At 42.5% G+C, this 21064-nt stretch carries 11 protein-coding genes and 1 tRNA gene; 7 read left to right on the forward strand and 5 right to left on the reverse strand.

Going from position 1 to position 21064, the window contains the following annotated elements; genetic code table 11:
• Positions 1-11 precede the first annotated feature (11 nt).
• From MsAm2_RS02325 to MsAm2_RS02335, 3 genes are all read right to left on the reverse strand, one after another.
• Complete coding sequence (locus MsAm2_RS02325) at positions 12-596, reverse strand: hypothetical protein (protein ID WP_338098209.1); 585 nt, start codon at positions 594-596, stop codon at positions 12-14.
• A gap of 527 nt (positions 597-1123) precedes the next feature.
• The gene (locus MsAm2_RS02330) at positions 1124-1540 is read right to left on the reverse strand and encodes a DUF424 domain-containing protein (protein WP_338098210.1); all 417 of its coding nucleotides are present in this window, start codon (positions 1538-1540) and stop codon (positions 1124-1126) included.
• 6 nt (positions 1541-1546) lie between these two features.
• A complete protein-coding gene (locus tag MsAm2_RS02335; protein WP_338098211.1) occupies positions 1547-3649 on the reverse strand; it encodes a minichromosome maintenance protein MCM in 2103 nt (700 codons plus the stop codon).
• A 463-nt stretch (positions 3650-4112) separates the two neighbouring features.
• Between MsAm2_RS02335 and MsAm2_RS02340 the strand changes: the two genes are divergently transcribed.
• The 3 genes from MsAm2_RS02340 (at position 4113) to pyrI (ending at position 6451) form a co-directional block, all read left to right on the forward strand.
• A tRNA-Ser gene (locus MsAm2_RS02340) sits at positions 4113-4195 on the forward strand.
• 814 nt (positions 4196-5009) lie between these two features.
• Positions 5010-5933, forward strand: coding sequence for an aspartate carbamoyltransferase (gene pyrB, locus MsAm2_RS02345; protein WP_338098212.1), 924 nt, complete (start codon positions 5010-5012; stop codon positions 5931-5933).
• Complete coding sequence (gene pyrI / locus MsAm2_RS02350; RefSeq protein ID WP_338098213.1) at positions 5930-6451, forward strand: aspartate carbamoyltransferase regulatory subunit; 522 nt, start codon at positions 5930-5932, stop codon at positions 6449-6451. Before pyrB ends, pyrI begins: the two co-directional genes overlap by 4 nt.
• A 113-nt stretch (positions 6452-6564) precedes the next feature.
• Here pyrI and MsAm2_RS02355 read toward each other — a convergent pair whose 3' ends face one another.
• On the reverse strand, positions 6565-7509 hold the full coding sequence (locus tag MsAm2_RS02355; RefSeq protein WP_338098214.1) for a DNA integrity scanning protein DisA nucleotide-binding domain protein: 945 nt from the start codon (positions 7507-7509) through the stop codon (positions 6565-6567).
• 743 nt (positions 7510-8252) lie between these two features.
• Between MsAm2_RS02355 and MsAm2_RS02360 the strand changes: the two genes are divergently transcribed.
• From MsAm2_RS02360 to MsAm2_RS02370, 3 genes are all read left to right on the forward strand, one after another.
• On the forward strand, positions 8253-9206 hold the full coding sequence (locus MsAm2_RS02360) for a replication factor C small subunit (protein ID WP_338098215.1): 954 nt from the start codon (positions 8253-8255) through the stop codon (positions 9204-9206).
• Positions 9207-9346: 140 nt separating this feature from the next.
• Entirely contained in the window at positions 9347-9874 is a 528-nt protein-coding gene (locus MsAm2_RS02365; RefSeq protein WP_338098216.1) for a COG2426 family protein, read from the forward strand.
• A 296-nt stretch (positions 9875-10170) separates the two neighbouring features.
• Positions 10171-11295 carry a class I SAM-dependent methyltransferase gene (locus MsAm2_RS02370; RefSeq protein WP_338098217.1) on the forward strand — a complete coding sequence of 375 codons (1125 nt, stop codon included), beginning with the start codon at positions 10171-10173 and terminating at the stop codon, positions 11293-11295.
• Positions 11296-11398: 103 nt separating this feature from the next.
• Here MsAm2_RS02370 and MsAm2_RS02375 read toward each other — a convergent pair whose 3' ends face one another.
• Positions 11399-14818, reverse strand: a complete 3420-nt coding sequence (locus tag MsAm2_RS02375) for a DNA-directed DNA polymerase (RefSeq protein WP_338098218.1) — start codon at positions 14816-14818, stop codon at positions 11399-11401.
• Positions 14819-15283: 465 nt separating this feature from the next.
• On the opposite strand from MsAm2_RS02375, the gene MsAm2_RS02380 reads away from it, so the two are divergent.
• Positions 15284-20917, forward strand: coding sequence for a DUF3320 domain-containing protein (locus MsAm2_RS02380; RefSeq protein WP_338098219.1), 5634 nt, complete (start codon positions 15284-15286; stop codon positions 20915-20917).
• Positions 20918-21064: the final 147 nt, after the last annotated feature.

Here is a 21064-nt window from a genome sequence, read left to right on the forward strand (position 1 = left end):
GTCAACCACCTTTATTTCATTCCTTTCCAGTAAACCAACGCTTCTTGGTGGCTTTCAATTCTCTTTTTCAACCAGTCGACTCTTTTGTTTTCGACATTTTCTTTTTGTTTTTGGTCCAGCAGAATTTTTTGAGCGGCTAAGTTCTCCCCCAACTCTTTCCCATCCAAATACGCCTTGTAAGCCGCGTCAACTTTTGCCAAAAGGACGGAAACATCTGCGTCTAAACTTTTAATGTCGTTGCAAAGGGTTTCATAAACCGCTTTTCGCTCATCGGCCGTGTCCGAGGTTTTGGAAGAGACGAGGTCTTCAATTCCTTTTTGGATTTTTTCAACTTCCGCCGGTTTGGCATTGAGTTTTTTCAATTCTTCTTCAGCTTCATGCCCTGCGTAGTGTTTTTTCTCGTCATAAACACCGGATTTTTCTTCGGCGCTTTCCACATCTTTTTTCAACGCGTCGATCTCTTGGATCAAAGAGGATGTGCCGGAATTGAGGGCATCATATTCGGATTGATATTCCGAAATAAAGCGTTCATGTTTGACAACAGCTGCGGAGATGAGTTCATCTCGGTTCATAATTTTAATTTCTTCTGCTTGCACAATATCACCGGTTCGGCAATTTTTCGATATTGAGAGAAAACACATAAAAAAGAAATTGAAATTGTCATAGGAATCAAATATGGGAAAAATGGAAAAAATACTTTTCCATGATTTGATTTTATAAAAATTTGATTTCTTAATATCATTTAAAATATTTAATCTCAAAATGAAGTCTTTGAATATGGTTTTTAATTTGAAATAAATTGAAATGAGTTGGAGTAAATTAAAACGAATTGAAATGTTAAATGAATTGAAGTGTTAAACGAATTGAAATGTTTATACATAAAAATTGAAATGAATAAGAGAGATTTGTAATTAAATGTAACCATCCAATGCAATCCATAGTTCATAAACTTTGTTCACTTGATTCCGGCGCAGTCATGGCTTAAATGTGAACTGAATTTAAAATCGTGAAATCATTAATCATGAATTTAAATCGTAAAATATTATCATGTTTAAATCGTAAAACATTATCATGTTTAAATCGTAAAACATTATCATGTTTAAATCGTAAAATATTATCATGTTTAAATCGTGAAGTAAAGAGCGTGTGGAATATCGCCGAAGTAAATCACCGAATCCGGGTCGATGAGCTCGCAATCGATTGCACAGGAAACCGATTTTTTTCCGATTAAATTGGCAGTGGTCGCCGACATTAAAAGCCGAGTCACTGTTTCCGCATCCGCTTCATTTCCCTGATAAAAGGAGGCAGATACATGAATTTCACATTTCTCATTTTTTAATTTTTGGCCGATTAAATCCCGGTCGCAAACCGCGACCATGAAATTTTTCTCGGACTTGTAGGTTTTAACATACATGATTTGACCTGAATGAATTGATTTTGGTTTTGGAAAGAGAAGGTTGATTTTGGTTTTTGGAAAGAGAAGGATGATTTTGGTTTTGGAATACAAGGATTTCAAACTTTTGAAAATTGCCGGCATCATTGATTTTTAATGAATCAGTTTCAAATGATCGACATCCGGCTCGAGAATTTCTCCCTTTTGCCGCATTTTGTTAAGATTGACATCCAATTCTTCTTTTGTAATTCCGGATTTTTCCGCTTCGGCATAGACTTCTTTTCGGGATGCTTTTCCGCCTTGCGTACGATCGGAAATGGTTCGGATGATGTCTTTAATTATTCCGATCTTGTCCCGTTGGGATTTGCTGATACCGGATGCGATAATGTCGGCATCCAATTGACCGGTGCTCGGGTCAATGCCGACATTTTTGAGACATTCCATCGTGATGTCCGTGGTGCGGATTGCGTCTTCCATCGTAACTTTGTTGCTGAGGCGGACGCGGGCGCTGGCTTCCGCCAAACGGACCAACGCTTCCAATTGCCGGGCCGTTACCGGAACCGGCGTGTTTTTTCCTTCTCCTTGTTTGCGCAAGCTGGTGTAAAAATCAATTAAATGAATGCGGGCATCTTCATCCATTACCGGATAAATGTTGCGGCGGGCATAAGCGACATATTTGCGCAGCAAATCCGGCTCAATGTCCGGATTAATGGAAATCAGTTGAGCGTCAATCATTTCTTGGGTGATGTGCGACGATGACAGATTATTCTTTTGCTGAATCAGTTCTCCCGCATAGTGTGTTTGGAGAATATGGCCGGCGATTTTGGCATCCATCCGGCTTTCGGGAACGTCGAGGAGAACGAAAATCAAGTCAAAACGGGACAGTAAGGCGGGAGGCATGTCGATTTGGTCGGCTAAGCTTTCAAACCGGTTGAATCGTCCGTAAACAGGGTTCGCGGCGCCGAGGAGGGCGCACCGGGATTTTAAAGTCGCGATGATGCCGGCTTTGGCAATGCTGATGGTTTGCTGTTCCATCGCTTCGTGAAGTGCACTTTTGTCTTCGTCGCGCATTTTATCCATTTCGTCAACGGCCGCAATACCCATGTCGGCCATGACCAAGGCACCGCCCTCAATTGTCCAGCGCCCGTCCCCGAGTTCGTCACGGACGGCGGCGGCGGTGAGACCGCTTGCGGACGCGCTTTTTCCGGACGTGAAAACCCCGCGCGGTGACAGCCGGACAATGTAGCGCAACAACTGACTTTTCGCGACACCGGGGTCGCCGACAAGAATTATGTGAATGTCGCCGCGAACGCGTGAACCGTCCGGGAATGATTTGACAACGCCGGAAAACAGCTGGTACATCAGTGCCCGTTTCACATGTTCGTTTCCGTAAATGGTCGGCGCGATCGAGCTGACGATTTTCTCGTAAATTTGAGGGTCTTTGGACAGCTTAAGAATTTGGTTTTCTTCTTCAGCGGTGATGTCGAGTTCATCAAATTCCTGATCAAGGCGCTCAATGGAATTGGCGTCCAGAACCAAATCGTAAAACGTGGATTTTCCTTCCCGAAGTGGGCGTTGGACCGACCGGAGAATTCCGTTGATAATGACACGGTCGCCGGGAGAAATGAGTCCGGTTAAATCGTCGGTGAAATTGATCTCGATGCTTTGTGGATTGGAGCCGCCTTTGAGGCTTTCGGGGGATTCTTGAATTTGTCCTTTTTGGGAATCGATGAAGTCGGATTGTTCCACAATCAGTTTAAACGGTCCGCGTTTGCCGCAATTTTCATTTTCGCATCCGGAATAGGGTTCGTCCATTTTGTTGCCGGGCTGTTCGACAAAGGTGATCGTGTCGCAGCGCATGCATTTAAAAGCCGCTTTCATAATCCGGGGGCGAACGTCGGTGGCGCGCCGGATCATGCCTTCGACGGCGACGAATTTGGATAAGTGTTTGCTGCGCAAATCCCGAATCGGGATGCGGTTGGGAATATTAACGACGCGGACATGCACGTTGTCAAAGCCTTTCGCAAGCGGCAAATCCGCGTCTTTTAAGGCAAATTCGAGCGCCGCAAGAACAGTTTCCGGGTCTTCAATTAAATCCGATGCAATCGAGCGGTCAAAAATTTCCAAATTATCATAATTCACAATCAGACTGCGTTTGTCCGGATAGTTGTTGGCAAGTTCCAAAACTTCGTCTTGGTAATATCTTTTCAGAAAATCTTTGAGTTTTTTATGCCACTTTTCATCCGCGACTGCCATATTTTCACCAAAAAACGAATTGATGTGAATTGAAAACGGTTGATAAATTTGAAATTGATAAATCGGAGATTGATAAATTGAAATGTCAAGATATTTAATTAAAATTAGAAATATAAATTCTGCAAAAATGTAAAGTATGAAAGTTCAAACCCTTTGATAAATCTTTTTAGATAATCTTCAAACAGATATTTGTCTTGTAAATAAATTTGAAAATATATTATAATTCAGAAATTTCAGATTAAAACTCAAAAAAATCAAACTCAAAACTCAAAACTCAAAACTCAAACCAAACCAAACCAAACCAAACTCAAAACTCAAAAACTCAAATCAAGACTTTAAAAAATTCAGGAGTTTATAAATGATTTCAAAAAAACAGTGTTTTGAAGTATAAATTATTTATATGAAAAACGGTATTTCAACGGACAAGTTGAATTCTTTCTTGTAAAAATTCATTCATCAACGTGCCCGGTTAGTCTAGCGGTAAGGCGGTGGTCTCGAAAACCACTTCTTCTTCGAAGAGCGCAAGTTCAAATCCTGCATCGGGCGCTTCATTTTTATTTTTTAAAAATTACATTTGATTTTGTTGTTTTTTAAAATTTGCACTTCAAAATTTGTTTTTTTGAATAATCCCGGGTTTTGTTCTTTTTTTGCCGCGTTTGCTTGCTCTATCTCAGAATTGCCGCGACTATTTACTGTTTTTAGGTTTGCTGCGTCTGTTTACTGTTTTTAGGTTTGCTGCGTCTGTTTACTTTTTTAGCATTGCTGCGTCTGTTTACTTTTTTAGCATTGCTGCGTCTGTTTACTGTTTTTAGCATTGCTGCGTCTGTTTACTGTTTTAGCATTGCTGTGTCTGTTTACTGTTTTTAGCATTGCTGCGTCTGTTTACTGTTTTTAGCATTGCTGTGTCTGTTTACTGTTTTTAGCATTGCTGCGTCTGTTTACTGTTTTTAGCATTGCTGCGTCTGTTTACTTTTTTAGAATTGCTGCGTCTGTATATTATTCCGAAGATGTGACTTTCTACGCCCTATCTTTTCCGGATTAACAATCCGAAAAATTCGGACGCGGAAACGCGTCCGAATTTTCGGGAGGCTTTTTTTGGATTGGAATAAAATAAGCTGGTTGTTGCTGTTTATTGTTTGTTGCTGTTTATTGTCATCGTTTTATTTTTTGTGCCGTCGCCCGCATTATCGCATCAACTTTTAATTTTTCCGTCAATCCGGCCTATTCTTTAAAAAATGTATGAATTCGTTCATTTTTTTCCGATATTTTCCACTAAATTTATATCTCATTCCTTTCATTAACTCTCCAATTTAGAATAATTTTGAAATATTCAATCATATTTGCCATCAAAGGGAATATTATGCAGCCGCTACATCATATTATTTCAACCCGGGAATATTCTCGGGAAATGCTCGATGAGATTTTGGAAACGGCGGAAAAATTAGAACCGATCGCCCGAGGCGAAAGAACATCCAAAATCTTAGACGGCAAAGTTTTAGCGCTTCTTTTTTTCGAACCCAGCACAAGGACCCGCATGTCTTTTGAAACCGCAATGATTCGCCTCGGCGGACAAATCATCAACATGGGGTCGGTCGAAGCCAGTTCCATTGCCAAAGGCGAATCGTTGGCCGACACCATCCGCGTCGTTTCCCGCTACGCCGACGCGGTTGTCTTGCGCCACCCGCACGAAGGCGCGGCTCTGATGGCTTCCGAATTCTCTTCGTCTCCCATTATTAACGGCGGAGACGGCGCCGGCCACCACCCAACCCAAACCCTTCTTGACCTGTACACGATCAAACGCGAAAGCAGCCTTGACCATCTCAACATCGCGCTTGCCGGCGATTTAAAATACGGGCGAACCGTACACTCCCTTTGCTATGCGCTGTCCCGTTACGGCGCCAAAATCAATCTGGTGTCGCCCCCCGAACTCGAACTTCCCAAACGCATGATCGACGACCTCAAAAACCGTAACATCAAAATTCATGTCACCCACGCCATGGAAGACGTGATTGAAGAGGTGGATGTCCTCTACATGACCCGCATCCAAAAAGAACGGTTCCCGGATCCCGCGGAATTCAACCGCGTCTCCAACAGCATGCGTATTACCGAAGAACTTATCCGAAATTGCAAACCCAATCTTAAAATTATGCATCCGCTTCCCCGCGTGAATGAAATCGCGCCCGGTGTTGATAAAACCCCGCACGCCGCTTACTTTAAGCAAGCGTTTTACGGAATTCCGGTTCGAATGGCGATTTTGTGCAAAGTTTTGGGGGTGGACATATGAGCTCAACACCGGAAAAAAATGAAAAATCCACCATTCGTTCCAAAAAACTCGGGGACAAAAACGACTTGCGTATCAAAGCGATTGAAAACGGAACGGTGATTGACCACATCACCCCCGGGCAAGCGCTCAATGTTTTACGGATTATCAGCGTCGGCGAAAATTTTAAAAACACGGTCAGTATCGTCATGAATGCCGGCGGCGCTCGCGGAGACAAAGATGTCGTCAAAATCGAAGGAAAAGAATTGACGGAAAAAGAAGTGGCAGCCATTTCCCTTCTGTCGCCCAAAGCCACCGTCAATATCATCCGCAATTTTGAAGTGATTGAAAAAAAGCAAGTGGCAATCCCGCAATGCGTTCACGGAATTCTCAAATGTGTCAACCCAAATTGCATTTCCAATAGTAAAGAGCCGATCGACTCCCGCTTTATCGTCAAAGAGTGCAAAAACGGCGCCATTCACCTCCGATGCGCGTATTGTGAAAGCGTGATGACGGAAAATTTCATCAAAAACATTATTTGAAGAACCGTTCTTGGAAACAAATTTGAAGAACCGTTTTTGGGTAAAATATTTGAAAGGATTGAATAATTTATCCATCCTCTCTTTTTTTGAATTTTTCGGCTTTTTAGTTTTTTTCAAGTCATCTTTTCGCCGTCGATTTCTAAAACCGATTGCATCGGATCAATGAACAAGACTTCTTTGCCGTCCATGTACATTCGAACCGTTCCGCCCGACTCGGAAACAATCACCGCGATTGCGATGGTGTCCCGGGTAATGGATGCCGATGACAAATGGCGGGTTCCAAGACCCTTTTCCAGGCTTAAATCCCGGGTGTCCACATCCAAATACCGGCCGGCTGCCAATATTTTTCCGGTGGCGGATACGATAAAAACACCATCCAGCTGCGAAAATCCCATAACGGATTCCCAGTTGTCCCGTCGATTGATATTTGTTTCTTCCGTGTCTTGTGACCTGTAGGGATTTAAAATCATCTGATGAGAACGGTTCATCACTTCCTCTTCGTCCCCGATAATAAACGCGGTTCCGACTTTTTTGCCTTCTCTGCCCTTTGTTGCGATTCCGAGAGACAAGTGAAGAACACTGCGCAAAGTTTCAGGCGACACCCGCTTCTCACATTCACGAAGCAAGCGGATCGTTCCGCTTTCCGCCATGTTGTGAACCACAATGGAATAAGATTCATGGAAATGAACAATACCGATGACGACTCCCAGATTAATGCTTCCCAATGCGTATTCAATCGCGGCGGCGGTTTGAAGCATGGATGTGTTTCCTTCTGCTTCTCGCGTCAGGTTTTTTGCCATTTCCCGGATGTGGGACGGATCGTCCTGCTTCATAAAAGAAAGCTTCTCAATTACGGTTTTTAAATGAAGGGAAATGTTAATGACCGGGATTTGAGGCGGCATATTTTCCAGGCTCAAATCTCCAAACACGAAAACAGCCACCGCTCCGAGAGATTGCGCCAGAGACGCCGCAGATTTTTCAACCTGGTCTCGGCATGACTCGGCAATCGCCGCCGAGTTTTTTGTGGAATGTGCTTCCTGTTCCATTGAGATTTCCATATCTATCCGCATCGATTTTAAATTTTTGCTGATCGCTCTTTTTTTAAAATACGCGCACTATCCGGGCATTATTAAAAAATTTAAAGGCGCAAAAACGCGTTTTTTTAAAAAAACACGAAAAAATTTCAATATTTTTAAATGTATTGGATGATAATTTCTGATTTATTTTTCAAATTTTAATGCATTTTCATAATATTTTAATGCATTTTTTATACGCTTTTATACATTTCAATACATTCTATGATATTTTTAAAAGATTTACGCAGGATACCCTCTAAATCTTGGTTGATGTATAGAACAATTTTATTTTATAAATACTTTGTAGTGGCTTTTGAAATTTTTCGGTATCTGTCTCATCGGATGTATCGACAATTTAAGAAGATTTATCGACAATAGACTAAAATATATTGAATCTTATAAAATTAATCATCTTTGAATATTTTATATATTTAAAAAAATGATTCGAATTGTTTTTTTAAAAACTGTTTTAGTCATTTCAATGATCTATTAAATAGGTTTGAAATAAAGTCGGACAATGATTCACAAACCCGAAAAAAAATCTGTTTCAAAAAGAAAAGGATTAATAAGATTTCGGAGTATTGGTGTTACAAAAATTGAATTGTTTTTCCAATAACAACATAAAACATAAAACATAAATTATAAATCACTGAAAAAATGAAAATATGTTTCTTGCGGATGATTTTTATATTTCATTTATATTTTATTAAAAACCGGTGCGAATTATGAGAGAGGAGATTTGGATTGAAAAATACCGCCCGATGAAGTTAGGCGACATTTTCGGTCAGGAAGAAACGGTCGGCCGTTTGCAATCTTATGTAAAATCCGGCAATTTGCCGCATTTGTTATTTACAGGTCCACCGGGTGTCGGAAAAACCGCGTCAGCGGTTTCCATTGCCCGGGAAATGTTTGGTGAATATTGGAATGAAAATTTTACGGAACTCAATGCGTCGGATGAACGCGGAATTGATGTGGTCCGCAACAAAATTAAAACATTTGCCAAGACGGCGCCGATTGGAAATGCTGCTTTTAAAATCATATTTCTCGATGAAGCGGATGCGTTGACATCGGACGCTCAATCGGCGCTGCGCCGGACCATGGAACGCTACAGTGGGAATTGCCGTTTTATTCTCTCTTGTAACTATTCCTCCAAAATCATTGAGCCGATCCAGTCCCGGTGTGCTGTCTACCGGTTCAAAAGTTTGTCGGACGAAGCCGTCTTTCAAAGATTGAAGTTCATTGCCGAATCGGAAAATTTAAACGTTACGGACGATGGGCTCAACGCGCTTGTGTATGTCGCGCGGGGCGATATGAGAAAAGCCGTCAATTCCATTCAAGCGGCTGCTTTTATCCAAAAAGATATTGATCGGGAAACCATTTACAAAATTACCGCCACCGCTCACCCGGAGGAAATCCAAGATTTGGTCACCACCGCCCTCTTGGGAAAATTCAAGGAAGCGCGGGAAAAGTTATCCAAACTTGTTTTTGACCAAGGGCTGTCGGCGGATGATGTCATCGGCCAAATATACCGTTCTCTTTTTAAATTGAATTTGTCGGACACCGAAATGATTCAAATGGTGGATGCCGTCGGTGAAATTGATTTTCGAATCGCGGAAGGTGCGAATGAGAAAATACAATTAGAAGCGTTGATTGCTCATTTCGCCTTGCTGCGCAAATAAATAATTGTCAGATTCAAAATAAAATAAAACAAAACAAAATAAAACAAAACAAAATAAAACAAAATAAAACAAAATAAAATAAAATAAAATAAAAAATTCAAAAATAAACCTTAAATAAATATAAAAACAGGACGAATAAGATGGATTTTTCCGGATATGTTATTGATTTGCTGGTCGGCGTTCCTTCATGGCTGGTGGTGACTTTTCTTGCGGCTCTTCCGATTGTGGAACTTCGCGGGTCGATTCCGGTCGGCATCGGCGTGTACGGCATGAATCCGTTGGTTGTTTTTATTCTTTCTGTCATTGGGAACATGCTTCCGGTTGCTGTCATTTTTTATTTCCTGGAACCCGTTTCCGAGTTTTTATCCAAGCACAGCCGCTTATTTGCGAATTTTTTTGATTTTCTCTACAAACGTGCCGAAAAGAAAGGACAGGACAAAATGGAACGCTACAAAGACTTTGCGCTCATGATGTTTGTTGCCATTCCGCTGCCGCTCACCGGCGCCTGGGTCGGAACGGTCGCAGCGCTGGTCTTTAAAATTCCGTTTAAGAATGCGTTTATTTCTATTCTTCTTGGCGTCATCATCGCAGGAATTATTGTGACCGTTTTGACACTGACCGGCGTTCAAATTTGGGACATTGCGCGCAATTTCATATCCGGCTCTTGATATCACTCGGTCACAAATCATGAATCCCTTATCACAAATCTTATCACAAATCTTATCACAAATCTTATCACGAATCTTATCACGAATCCTTCACGAATCCTTCACGAATCTTATCACGAATCTTATCACGAATCCTTCACGAATCCTTCACGAATCTTATCACGAATCTTATCACGAATCCTTCACGAATCTTATCACGAATCCTTCACGAATCTTATCACTAATCTCAAATTGAAAAAAATATCACATTGAAACGTCACAAAAAAGAAAAGTTTTCCAAAAACGGAGGAAAAAGCATGGACCTCACATATCTCTCGCCATTTTTCTTAAAAACACTTCACCTTTCCGGTAATTTTTTTCTGACGGAAAATTCATTTTTAGAACAATGCCGCTTCTCTTGCGGGCTTTCACATTTGTCCGAATTGCTAGACATGGCGAAAAATGATTCTTTTCCTTTTGAAACGGTTTTGCTGACGGATTTTGACCGCCATCCCTACCCGAAAAAAATCGGCTTTGCTTTAATTGACCGCCACAACCTTTCTCCTGAAAAAGAATATGAAACCGGCGGCGATTCTTTATCGGATTTCGGTTCAGCCGATCAAGCGATTGAGACGGCCGACATTCTTATTTTTACGCCGATCGTGTCGCCCGCATCTCAAAAAAAGGATTTTGTCACTCTCCTGGAAAAATTATTTGCCTATCAAAATCCAATGCACTTTGTTTCGATTTCTCAAAAAGATCTTGCGGAAGACGTTATTGAATATTATTCCAAAAGCATGCTGGATTTATCTCAAAAAAGCGGGTGCCGAATGCTTGACTATGATTCCGTGTATTCCACCCGCCGCGTCGAAAAAGCCAAAAAAACATTTTTGCGGATGAAACAAGAAGCTGGGATTGAAACAAAATTCGGATCCAAAACCCCAACGAAGTCCGGAAAAAATCCGGAAATTGAAGTGCCGGAAAGTATTTTTCCGGATGTTTTGGAAATTTGCTGCGGAAACGGCATGTCAACGCTGGCGCTTTATGAAGATGATATTTACCCGCTCTCGATTGACATCAACACGGAAGACATTTGCACCGGTCTTTCTCATACGGTTTTAATTCCATCCAAAACCATTCAGATGGACGCGGTCCGCCTTTCCCAATGCATCGCGCCGGAATCTTTCGGAGTGGTTATCGGATTCATGATCGGAACCATTTATGAATTCAATAAAAACATCTGGTTTTCTATTGCTGAGTCTGCGCTTTTCGTTTTAAAATCGGGCGGATTTTTATTTTTGACTCTTCGAACAGAACCGGAAGCTGTTTTGATTTCCGATTATTTAAAAACATGTGGAATGGATGGAAAAATCATGGACAACCGGGACAACGAAACCGAATATGATCAATGGATTTACATCGGACAAAAAAAGTCCGTCTAAAAACTGCTTGTATTAAAAATGGCTGTTAAATTTTAAATTAAAACATGATTTAACACATTATTTTTAAAAATAAATTAAACGATTAACTTAAAAATCCGGCAGCTCAAAAGTCCGACAAAGATCTTTGAGGTTTTCTTTTTCCGGATTCTCTTTCTTGTGGTTTTTGAGCCGGTTTGCTTGCGGCCGGCTCTGTGGAGGGGGGTCTCGTCTCCTCCGGGACGGATTCGGATGAATCCGCTTTTTCAATGATTTCAACGCCCGCTTTTTCAATGATTTCGGCATCTGTTTTTTCAATGATTTCGGCATCTGTTTTTTCAATGTTTTTGACGTCCGATTTGGAAATTGTGTTTGAATCGGTTTGGATATTTGCATCGTCCTTTTCGGCAACATCTGTTTGAATCACCGATCCGGATGTTTCCGCTTCTGTTTCCATGCCGGCATTCGTCTTAGTATTCGTTTCAATTTTCATTTCCGATTCCGAAATGAAATCCGGCTCGGAAATGAATTCGTCTGAAAAATCATCGGTGTCTTCCACTCCGGCAGTTATATCCTCGGCCGCTTCTTCTTTGAGCAGCGGGGATTTATTGGGTCCCGTATCCGTATCATAATCATTCGTGACCAGAGAATTTTTCGATTTTGTAAATCCATCCAACGAAAAAGCCGCTTGCGGCTTTTGGAATTGAGATGAATCCGATAAAGTCGATGAGGCCGGCCGCGGACTTATCATGTCCGGCTCATCCGGACCACCGAAATCAAACAATCCTTTTTGGCGGTATTTGTCCAAAGACCCGGCGTCTACGCCGAAAACTTCCAAAATCCGCTCAACCGGTGGCAAAATTTGTTTTTTAATGTAATAATCCACATCTAACGGAACGTTGTTTTTAAGAACATATTCCGGGTCTTCGGCCCGCTCGACAAACAATCCTTTTCCGGATGTAATGACAAACGGTACCCGTGTTCCGATCGGCGTTGAAATGCCCGTTCTTTTTTTGATTTTTTCGACCACCGTCAAATGCGGCTGCTTGTTCTTGTAATTGTCCGTTTTTTTGGAATAATTTTTCGTCAAAACCAATTTGTTGATGAATTCCGGATTTTCTTTTAAATTCATGGAGCGAAGGTTGCTTGTTACTTGACGGACATACTTGGCGGCTTCGTCCACATTACCTTCAATCAAAACCAGTTCCAAAACGCGGTTCATCGTGTCCGACGTTAATTCACACCAATCGCGGCGTACGGTTTCCATGCCTTTGACTTTAATTTTGTCGGACCAGCCCGACCCCGTCCGCTCAAACAACCATTGAGCATACCGTTTTTTGGCAATGAGAACCGCACGGCGAGCAACGGCTTCAAATTCAAGTTCCATCGGCGCCGGCAAGGACGCGGTCACAATTCCCGCGGCTTTCGAACCGACAAGCGCCGCATCATCGAGCGAAAATATTTCTGCCGCGAATTCGCCGCCTGACTCCGGGGCGCAATGCATAAAAACGCTGTCGGTATCGCCGTAAACGACCGACAAAATCACAATGAGAATTTCTCCCGCAATGACCGCTTTGTCCAAATCCGACAGCGTCCCGGTCTCAAAATCCGATTCCGTTGTCCTGTTCTTTCTTTTAAATTCCGCCGCGATTTCCGAATGCAGCCACGCTTTACTGTCATAAAGATAAACTTTTCCGATGTCTTGCGTAATGATTTTTTCCGTATTCAGAATATTTTCCCGGCCGATGCTGGTCACGGAATTGGCCATCGACATGCTGTACAAACGGGCACGGGAGTAGCCGGAATAACCGTAATAACTGTTGAGCAATATCTTCAGCGCCATTTGTGTCGCATCCAACGCCAAAATCTCATGCATGTCTTTGGTCTGCTTCATTTTCCGCTTCGTTTCCACCCGGCGGTTGAGTAAATCTTCAAGAATGGATGGCACCACGCCTTTTAAAATCGAGCTTTTAACAAAAATGCCTCCGGATGGGGTCTTATCCAAATCACTTTCTGAAAGCCCCATGGATTTTAAATCAGCACCTTCTTCCACGACCGTTGTGTAACAGAGATTGTGTGCCATCATAATGGTCGGATACAAAGATTTGTAGTCCAAAATAATGACATTTTCATGCAGGCCGCGCACGGGATCTAATACCGCGCCGCCTTTAAGCCCCTCATCTTCGGAATCGCGCTCCTCATAAATCTCATCGTCCGGCTTAATCGGCATAACCCGGTCACGTTTTCCATATTCTTTAAGCATTACCTGTTCGACCATGGAAGTCTGCCCGCCGTCTAAGATTTCCTGAATGACAGAATTGGTAATGCGTGCCAGAGCGATGTATTTGTCCAGCATTTTTAAGTCCAGGAGAAGTTCCAGCGCCAGTTCCGAGTCGCGGCGGGAGTAGTTGACGAATTTAAACAACTTTTCTCCGTTGTCATACCAATGCGCTTCCATTTCCGACGGCGCAACATCTAATTTTTCCCGGCCGAGCAGTTCTTTGGATGCGTTTCTTAACGTATATTGTTTCAAACTGAAATTGCGGCGGACCAGCGGAAGCGCGTCGGCAATAATGCGTCCGGTGACTTCCGTTTTCACGGTCAGCCCGAATTTTTTGGAATAAATGGGACTGCCGTCCCGGGAAATTCCGGTTCGGATGCGGGCGCCTTTCTTTTTCAAAGCGTCAGCCCGCTGAAGAAGGTAGGGAATATCAAAATCAGAAATATTGTATCCGGTAATGAAATCCGGGTCATAGTCGTTGATGGTTTTAAACAGTTGATCCATTAGCTCGTTTTCGTCCTGAAGCCAAATGGTTTCATTTTCGGAGTCCGGCGCGTCATCCCATTCGGTCAGCCAGGTCTTGTCCGGTTTTTGTTTTCCGACCAGCACTCGTGTTTTTTTGCCATTCCAAGCCGGTTCAAATGCAAAACTGGCCAAAACCACTGGCGATTTGTCCGGCGTCGGCATGGCGCCATGATCGGGCAGGCACTCTATGTCAAAAGAAAGGTAACGCAGGCCGGCATTGGAAATGCGGTCGATTGGGGTAACTTTTTTGGAACAGATAATTGTGTCGGCTTTAATCGGAATTTCCGTCATCAAATGGTTGCGGTCTAATGCGGGGTCTTCCTCGCAGGAAACCCAAAGAAAACCGCCCAAATCCAAATCCACCAAAAAGCGGTTGCGAAAGAGAATATCGCTTTCATAAAGGGAAACAACATGTTGTAATTTTAAAACGTCGTCACGGATTTCAGGCACGTTTTTGGGTGCTTTTACAAAGATTTTCAAGTAGGGTGTTTTTTTTGTTTGATAACCGACCGGTCCGTATTTTTCCACCGGTTCCACTTGGATGATTTGAGGAAACGTATCCATGAGGAGTTGAATGGTTTCATTCTGGTCAGACGCGCTGCTTTTGATATAAAAATACGGCTCAAATCCCGGAATGAGACAGCAAACGCTTTTTCCGTCATCGCCACGGCCGAAAAGACGAATGACCGGTTCGTCCTCGCCGATTAATTTATAATCCGCGTCAAGTATTTGAAAATTCATCACTGTATAAACCCGACCGTTTTATATATCCTTTTTGATTTAATTTTGAAAAATACTTCTGCCAAAGTGTTCCCTTGAATCCTATCGTTTTTTTCAAAAAATCATCGGTTTTTATCGTTTTTTCAAAAATCTATATAAACCTTTATATAGAATCGGTCCTCTATTCCATTATTCTTAAAATACTTTTATTCAATCGGTTAATCCAAATGGTATTATCTGATTTATTCAATTGATTAATCCAAATGGTATTATCTGATTTATTCAATCGATTAATCCAAAAGGATATTTCTGATTTATTCAAACAGGGTATTTCAATATTATTCCCCCAAATATTATTTTGAAAAATTATTTCTCTTTAAAAATACTGTTTGAATAAAAACAGCATGTATAAGCCACATTAAATTGAATTATTCTTTCATCCTTTCACAAATCACATATTTTTCCATATCTGAGAAGGTCATATTCATGGTTGATGTTAAACAGGAACTTGAGTTGTTGAGGCAGAAGTTATTGGATTTGTCGCTGAACAACAATCTTTTAAATTACACGCCGTCCAAAAAAAGAACGATTGAAATCAAAAATGATAATATTTCTGAAATTTATGACATTTTAGTGGTCCAGGAAAAATCCATGCGTTTTCGGGCGGACGGTGCGGAAACAAAAACCAAAAAAACAGACAAAGCGGAAAAATCCGAATTTGATGCCGAACAAGAAGACGAAGATTCCGGTTTTTTAAGAAACGTGCTGAAGAAAAAAGAAAACAGTGCCCGGGAAAGTTCAGCTGTGATGCTTGGAACACCGTATTCCGCAGACGATTTGGAAAACCGCCTGTTTTATGCCAACAACCAATCCATTTCCATTTTTGAAGAACAAGGTTATCCGATTTTGTATTTGGCGCTCGGATTTTTGCAGTGGACGGACGGCTCCAAAAAAACATTTAAAGCACCTCTGATCCTCATTCCGGTTCAGTTCAAAAGAGTCGGTCTAAAGCGAAAATTTACGATTCAATGGACCGGAGACGACCTGTTCGCATCCATTACGCTTAAAGCCAAGCTGCTCGAATTCGCCGGCTTGGAGCTTCCCGAATTTACCGGCATTGAAGATAAACACATGGTTGATTTTTATCTCCAAGCGGTCCGGGATTTGATTTCGGAAAAAGACGGTTGGGATGTCACAACCGACGCATATCTTGATTTTTATAATTTCAAAAAATTCGTGATGTATAAGGACCTTGATCCGGCGGTTTGGCCCAAAGGCAAAGGTCCCGAAACCCATCCGCTCATAAATCAGGTTTTTAATCCATCTCTTCCCGATTATGATGGAGGCTTTTTAGAAAATGACGTTGATTTAAAACTCAAAACACAAGATATTTACCACATTGTTAATGCCGACTCTTCTCAAATCGCGGTCATTGAAGATGTCAAAGCCGGACGAAATTTGGTTGTTGAAGGTCCTCCCGGAACCGGAAAATCTCAAACCATTACTAATTTGATTGCCGAACTGCTCATCATGGGAAAAAGCGTTTTGTTCGTCAGTGAAAAAATGGCGGCGCTGCAGGTTGTTAAAAAACGGCTGGATGCGATTGGCCTTGGCGACATGTGTCTTGAAATTCACAGTCATAAAGCGCAAAAGAAAGCGGTTTTGGATGAATTGGAACGGACACTCAAACGCCAGCCGCCGGTGGAAAAAAATATTTCTCAGGACTTGGTCGAACTTGAAAATTTAAAGTATGAACTCAACGAATACGCCAAAGCGCTCAGTTTAAAAGTCGGTCCGATCGGGTATTCCGTTTACGATATTTACGGCATCCGCGAACATGTTCATCACTATTTTGCCGTTGAAAACCGGAAAATGAAACCGGTTACGTTTTCCCATCCGGAAAAATGGGACAAAAACCAATGGACACAAGCGGTTTCTATTTTGGAAAAAATGACTGACACACTGCCGGGACTCGGAAGTGTAAAAAACAATCCTTGGAACGGATGCGCTCCCGGAATTATCCTTCCGCCCGATTCTCAAAAAATTGAATCCGACATTGAAGAGGCTTACGCCCGTGTGCAAAAAGCGGACGATGCCCTTGAAACAATTATCGGAAAAACCGGTCTTTACGCGCCCGCATCTTTAAACCATTTGGATGAATTTTTGGAGGCGGCAGAACTCATTTTAGCGTCTCCAAAAGTTGACCGGACGGTTTTAAAGAACATCTTGCAAAAAGGCGGGCTTAAGACCGGGGAAGAGTTGGCTCAAAAGGCGAAGCGGTACAATGAGCTGGACAAGCAGGTGGAAGAGATTTTCACGTCTCAAATCTTTGATGTCGATATTGATTCTTATTTGAAAAATTCCTCTAAGTTGCTTAAATTCATGAATTCTGATTTAAAGGCGCAGCGTGCCGTTGTTTTGAATTGCTACATTAAACGGTCGGACAAAAGCGACGCGGCGATTAAAGCGGATTTGCAAAAGGTTTTAGAAGTCAAGGATTTGGACCGGGAATTGCGCAACTTGGAACCCAAAGCCGTTTCCGTATTCGGTTCTTTTTGGAATATCGGTCAAAAGGATCCGGCGGTTTTGGATATTTATTTGGAATGGGCGGCTCATTTCGGGCGGCTTGTGGAAAACGGTCCGGTCACTGATAACATTTTTTCCAAAATCGAAGCCGGCATTGATAAGGAAAGTGTTTTAAAGGCGGTTGCCACTGTTCAAGAGTCGGTTCAAGGCCTGCCCGAGTCGGTATTAAGAATTCTCAATGGCATTGGCGCCGACCCGGCTGTTTTCTTTAATCCGGGAACGGTTCTGGAAAAAACGCCGGATACGTTTGAAAGCAAGTCGGCAGCAGCGGAATTCGGATCTGCCGAATACAATGCGGCGGAGTTTTCTCCAAAAACGGATGCGGATTTATTGGGGGCATCTTTTGGAGCGTCATCTGATCCGGCTTTCCGTCCGGCGGCAGAAATTATTTGTGACAACGATGCGGCGGACCTGCAAGAGTTGCCGCCCAAAAAGGAGTATGCGTTTGCCGGCCCTCATCCGAAATTATCTGACTCGGTTTCCGCCAAATCTTTGCGCAGCACTTTGGATGTTTGGAAAAACGAGTTGCCGTCTTTGGTTCTTTGGAGCCAGTTTTTGATTTACCAAGACCAATGCCGCCATACGGTGGCGTCTCCGATGATGGATTTAATAGATGCCGATGCGGTGCTGCCGCAAGATATTCTTCCAACCTTTAAGGGAAACTATGCCGATGGGGTTTTAAGAGCGGAATTTACAAAAAAACGTGTCCTTTCTACCTTTATTAAAGAAGTGCATGAAAGCAAGCTTCACAAATTCTCCGATTTGGATGAAAAAGTGATTTTGAAAAACCGTGACCGGTTGAATTCGGAAATTTACAGGCAAATGCCTCAAATCTATGTCGGGGCATCGCGTGAATCCGAAGCGGGTATTTTGCTCAACGAATTTAACAAAAAGAAAGCATATATGCCGATTCGGCGGCTTATGTCCAATGCGGGCGGCCTGATTCAAAAAATTAAGCCCTGTTTTATGATGAGTCCGCTATCGATTGCTCAATATTTGGATCCCTTGACGACGTCTTTTGATGTGGTTATTTTTGACGAGGCCAGTCAGGTCCGCCCGGAAGACGCGCTTGGCGCGCTTTTGCGCGGGCAGCAGGTGGTTGTGATGGGCGACTCCAAACAGTTGCCGCCCACTACGTTTTTTGAAAACCTGCTTGAAGGGGATGATGAGTACAACGAAGATGTTTTGTATTCCGATGTGGAAAGCGTTTTAAATATTTGCAAGCGCAGTTTCCCCTACAAAACCCTGCGCTGGCACTACAGAAGCCGCCATGAGTCTTTGATTGAAGTGTCCAATAATGAATTCTATGGCAACCATTTGTATGTTTATCCGTCGCCGCTTCATGAAGATAAGGAAATGGGTCTTCAATTGGTTCATTTAAAGGAGACGGTGTACGACCGCGGAAAAAGCGGCGCCAACAAGGAAGAAGCCAGAATCGTCGCGCAAGAAGTCATCCGTCATTTTATTCAATTCCCGGACAAAACATTAATGGTTGGCGCGTTTAACGTCAAACAGCAGGAAGCGATTCAAAAAGAAGTGGAAATTTTAGTGAAAAACAGCCCCGGCTTTGAAAAAGTTTTCAATAACGAGAAAGGTGAAAATTTCACGGTGAAAAATATTGAAACCATTCAGGGCGATGAGCGCGATGTGATTTTTGTCAGCGTCGGGTTTGGTTTTGACCAAAACGGCAAGTTGTCCAAAAACTTCGGTCCGCTCAACCGGGAAGGTGGAGAACGCCGCTTAAATGTGCTTTTCACCCGGGCGCGGGAAAAATGTGTTATTTTTTCCAATTTCACGGCGATTGATTTGGATGTCGGGGATGAGGACCCGGCCGGCCTTCGGATTTTAAAAGCCTTTTTGGCGTATGCGGAAACCCGGACCATTTTTTCAAGGATGCCGGAATATCAAAGTGATGAAGCGACGTTTGATGAATCGGTTTACACGTTCCTTCAAGAGAAGGGATATGTTTTGCATCAAAAAGTCGGGTGTGCCGGCTATAAAATTGACATGGCAGTGGTCAATGAAAAGGCGGAGGGTCATTATTTGATCGGAATCGAATGTGATGGTCCGCAATATTTCAATTCTCATGTTGCCCGTGACCGTGACCGCCTCCGGCGTGAGGTTTTAACGGGTCTTGGATGGAATCTTTATCGGGTTTGGTCGACTGATTGGTACATGAATCCGCAAAAGAGCCGGAAAAATCTGCTGGACGCCATTGAAAAAGCCAAGGAAAACGCGAAAGAAGTACCGTCAAAAGTCATTTCCGAGCCGGAAGACGCCGTATCTGTGAACGCCAGGGATGTCACATCCATTTTAAAATTCATGAATGAGCGGGATGCTCAACTTCAAAAAGAAAAAAAATCCACTCCTGCGGCATCCGGTGAAGATATTTTTGAAGAACAAGCAAAAGCGGATGAAAAACCGTGTATAAATGAAGAGACGGCAGGTTCGGAATTTGAATTTGAACAAGAAAAAACGGCATCCAAGACAAAAACCAAGGAAAAAGAAGTCAAGGAAAAAGAAGTCAGGGAAAAGGAAGTCAAGGAAAAAGTAACCCAAGAAAAAGTCATCCAAAAGACAGAAAATAAATACGAAACGGAAGATTCAAAAACAAAATCGTCGGATGACTTTTCGATTTCATCCGAAAAAGACGCGGATCCGGTCGAAAAAATATCGTCGCCGGTCTCCCAGACAACAGCGTCCGGTTCCGACGCGGTGAAACGTAAAACGCAGGTGGATGCGGATGATTGTATCATCGTGGAAACGGTCCCCAAATCCAAGATGCCGCTTAAATCAAAATCGGTTGCCAAAGAAAAATCTGCCGTTTTAACAGAATCGGATGATGTAGATAATATTGTCTTGGATTTGGATGCCGAAATAGATAGCGATGATTTTGAATTTGATGAATTTTTGGACGACCCGTTTTCCGATTCCCGGATTTTAGCGGACGCGACCGAAGAGATTTTTGACGTGACTTACTTGCTGCAAAACGGCATTCCGAAATATCAAAATTACATGGGAACCAGCTTGCCATCCACCGATAATTTGCTGGAGATTCCGCGCCACAAATTGGAACATGAAATTGTGGAAATTGTTGCCTGTGAGGGTCCGATTCACAAAGAACAATTGGTTGCCCTTATTAAAAAGCAGTGCGATGTCAAACGTATGACAAAACCCATGCGGGATATGATTATCCGAGAAATTTCTTCCGCTGAAAAATCAAGCTACATCCGAGTTCGGGGCAATTATTTGTGGCCGGTAAAGTCACGTTCCTGTTTGGTTCGAAAGCGGGAAGGCGATTCTTTAGATATCGACCGGATTTGTGACGAAGAAATTCTTCAAGCCGCTGTTTATGTTTTAAAGACGCAGTACTCGATTCCGAAAGACCAGCTGGTCAAACAAGTGTCGGTTGCGTTTGGATTTAAAACGCTCCGGCCGGCCGCAAAAGAAAAAATAGAGAAAATCGTGGACGACGCGCTGGAAGAAGAAAAATTGGTGACGCTTCCGAATGGAAAAATTTACTTGGATGAGTAAAATCAAGAAGAGGCAGAGGCGAATTATTGGGAAATATTTTTCAAGTCATTTCCGGATGAAAAATCCAAAAACTGTTTTTTCATTCCCTCTTCTTTTATTGTTTTTCTCTTCTTTTTTATTGGTTTTTTCCTTTTTTTTATTGATTTT

This window comes from Methanolapillus ohkumae (genome assembly GCF_032594355.1).
Lineage (GTDB): Archaea > Halobacteriota > Methanosarcinia > Methanosarcinales > Methanosarcinaceae > Methanolapillus > Methanolapillus ohkumae.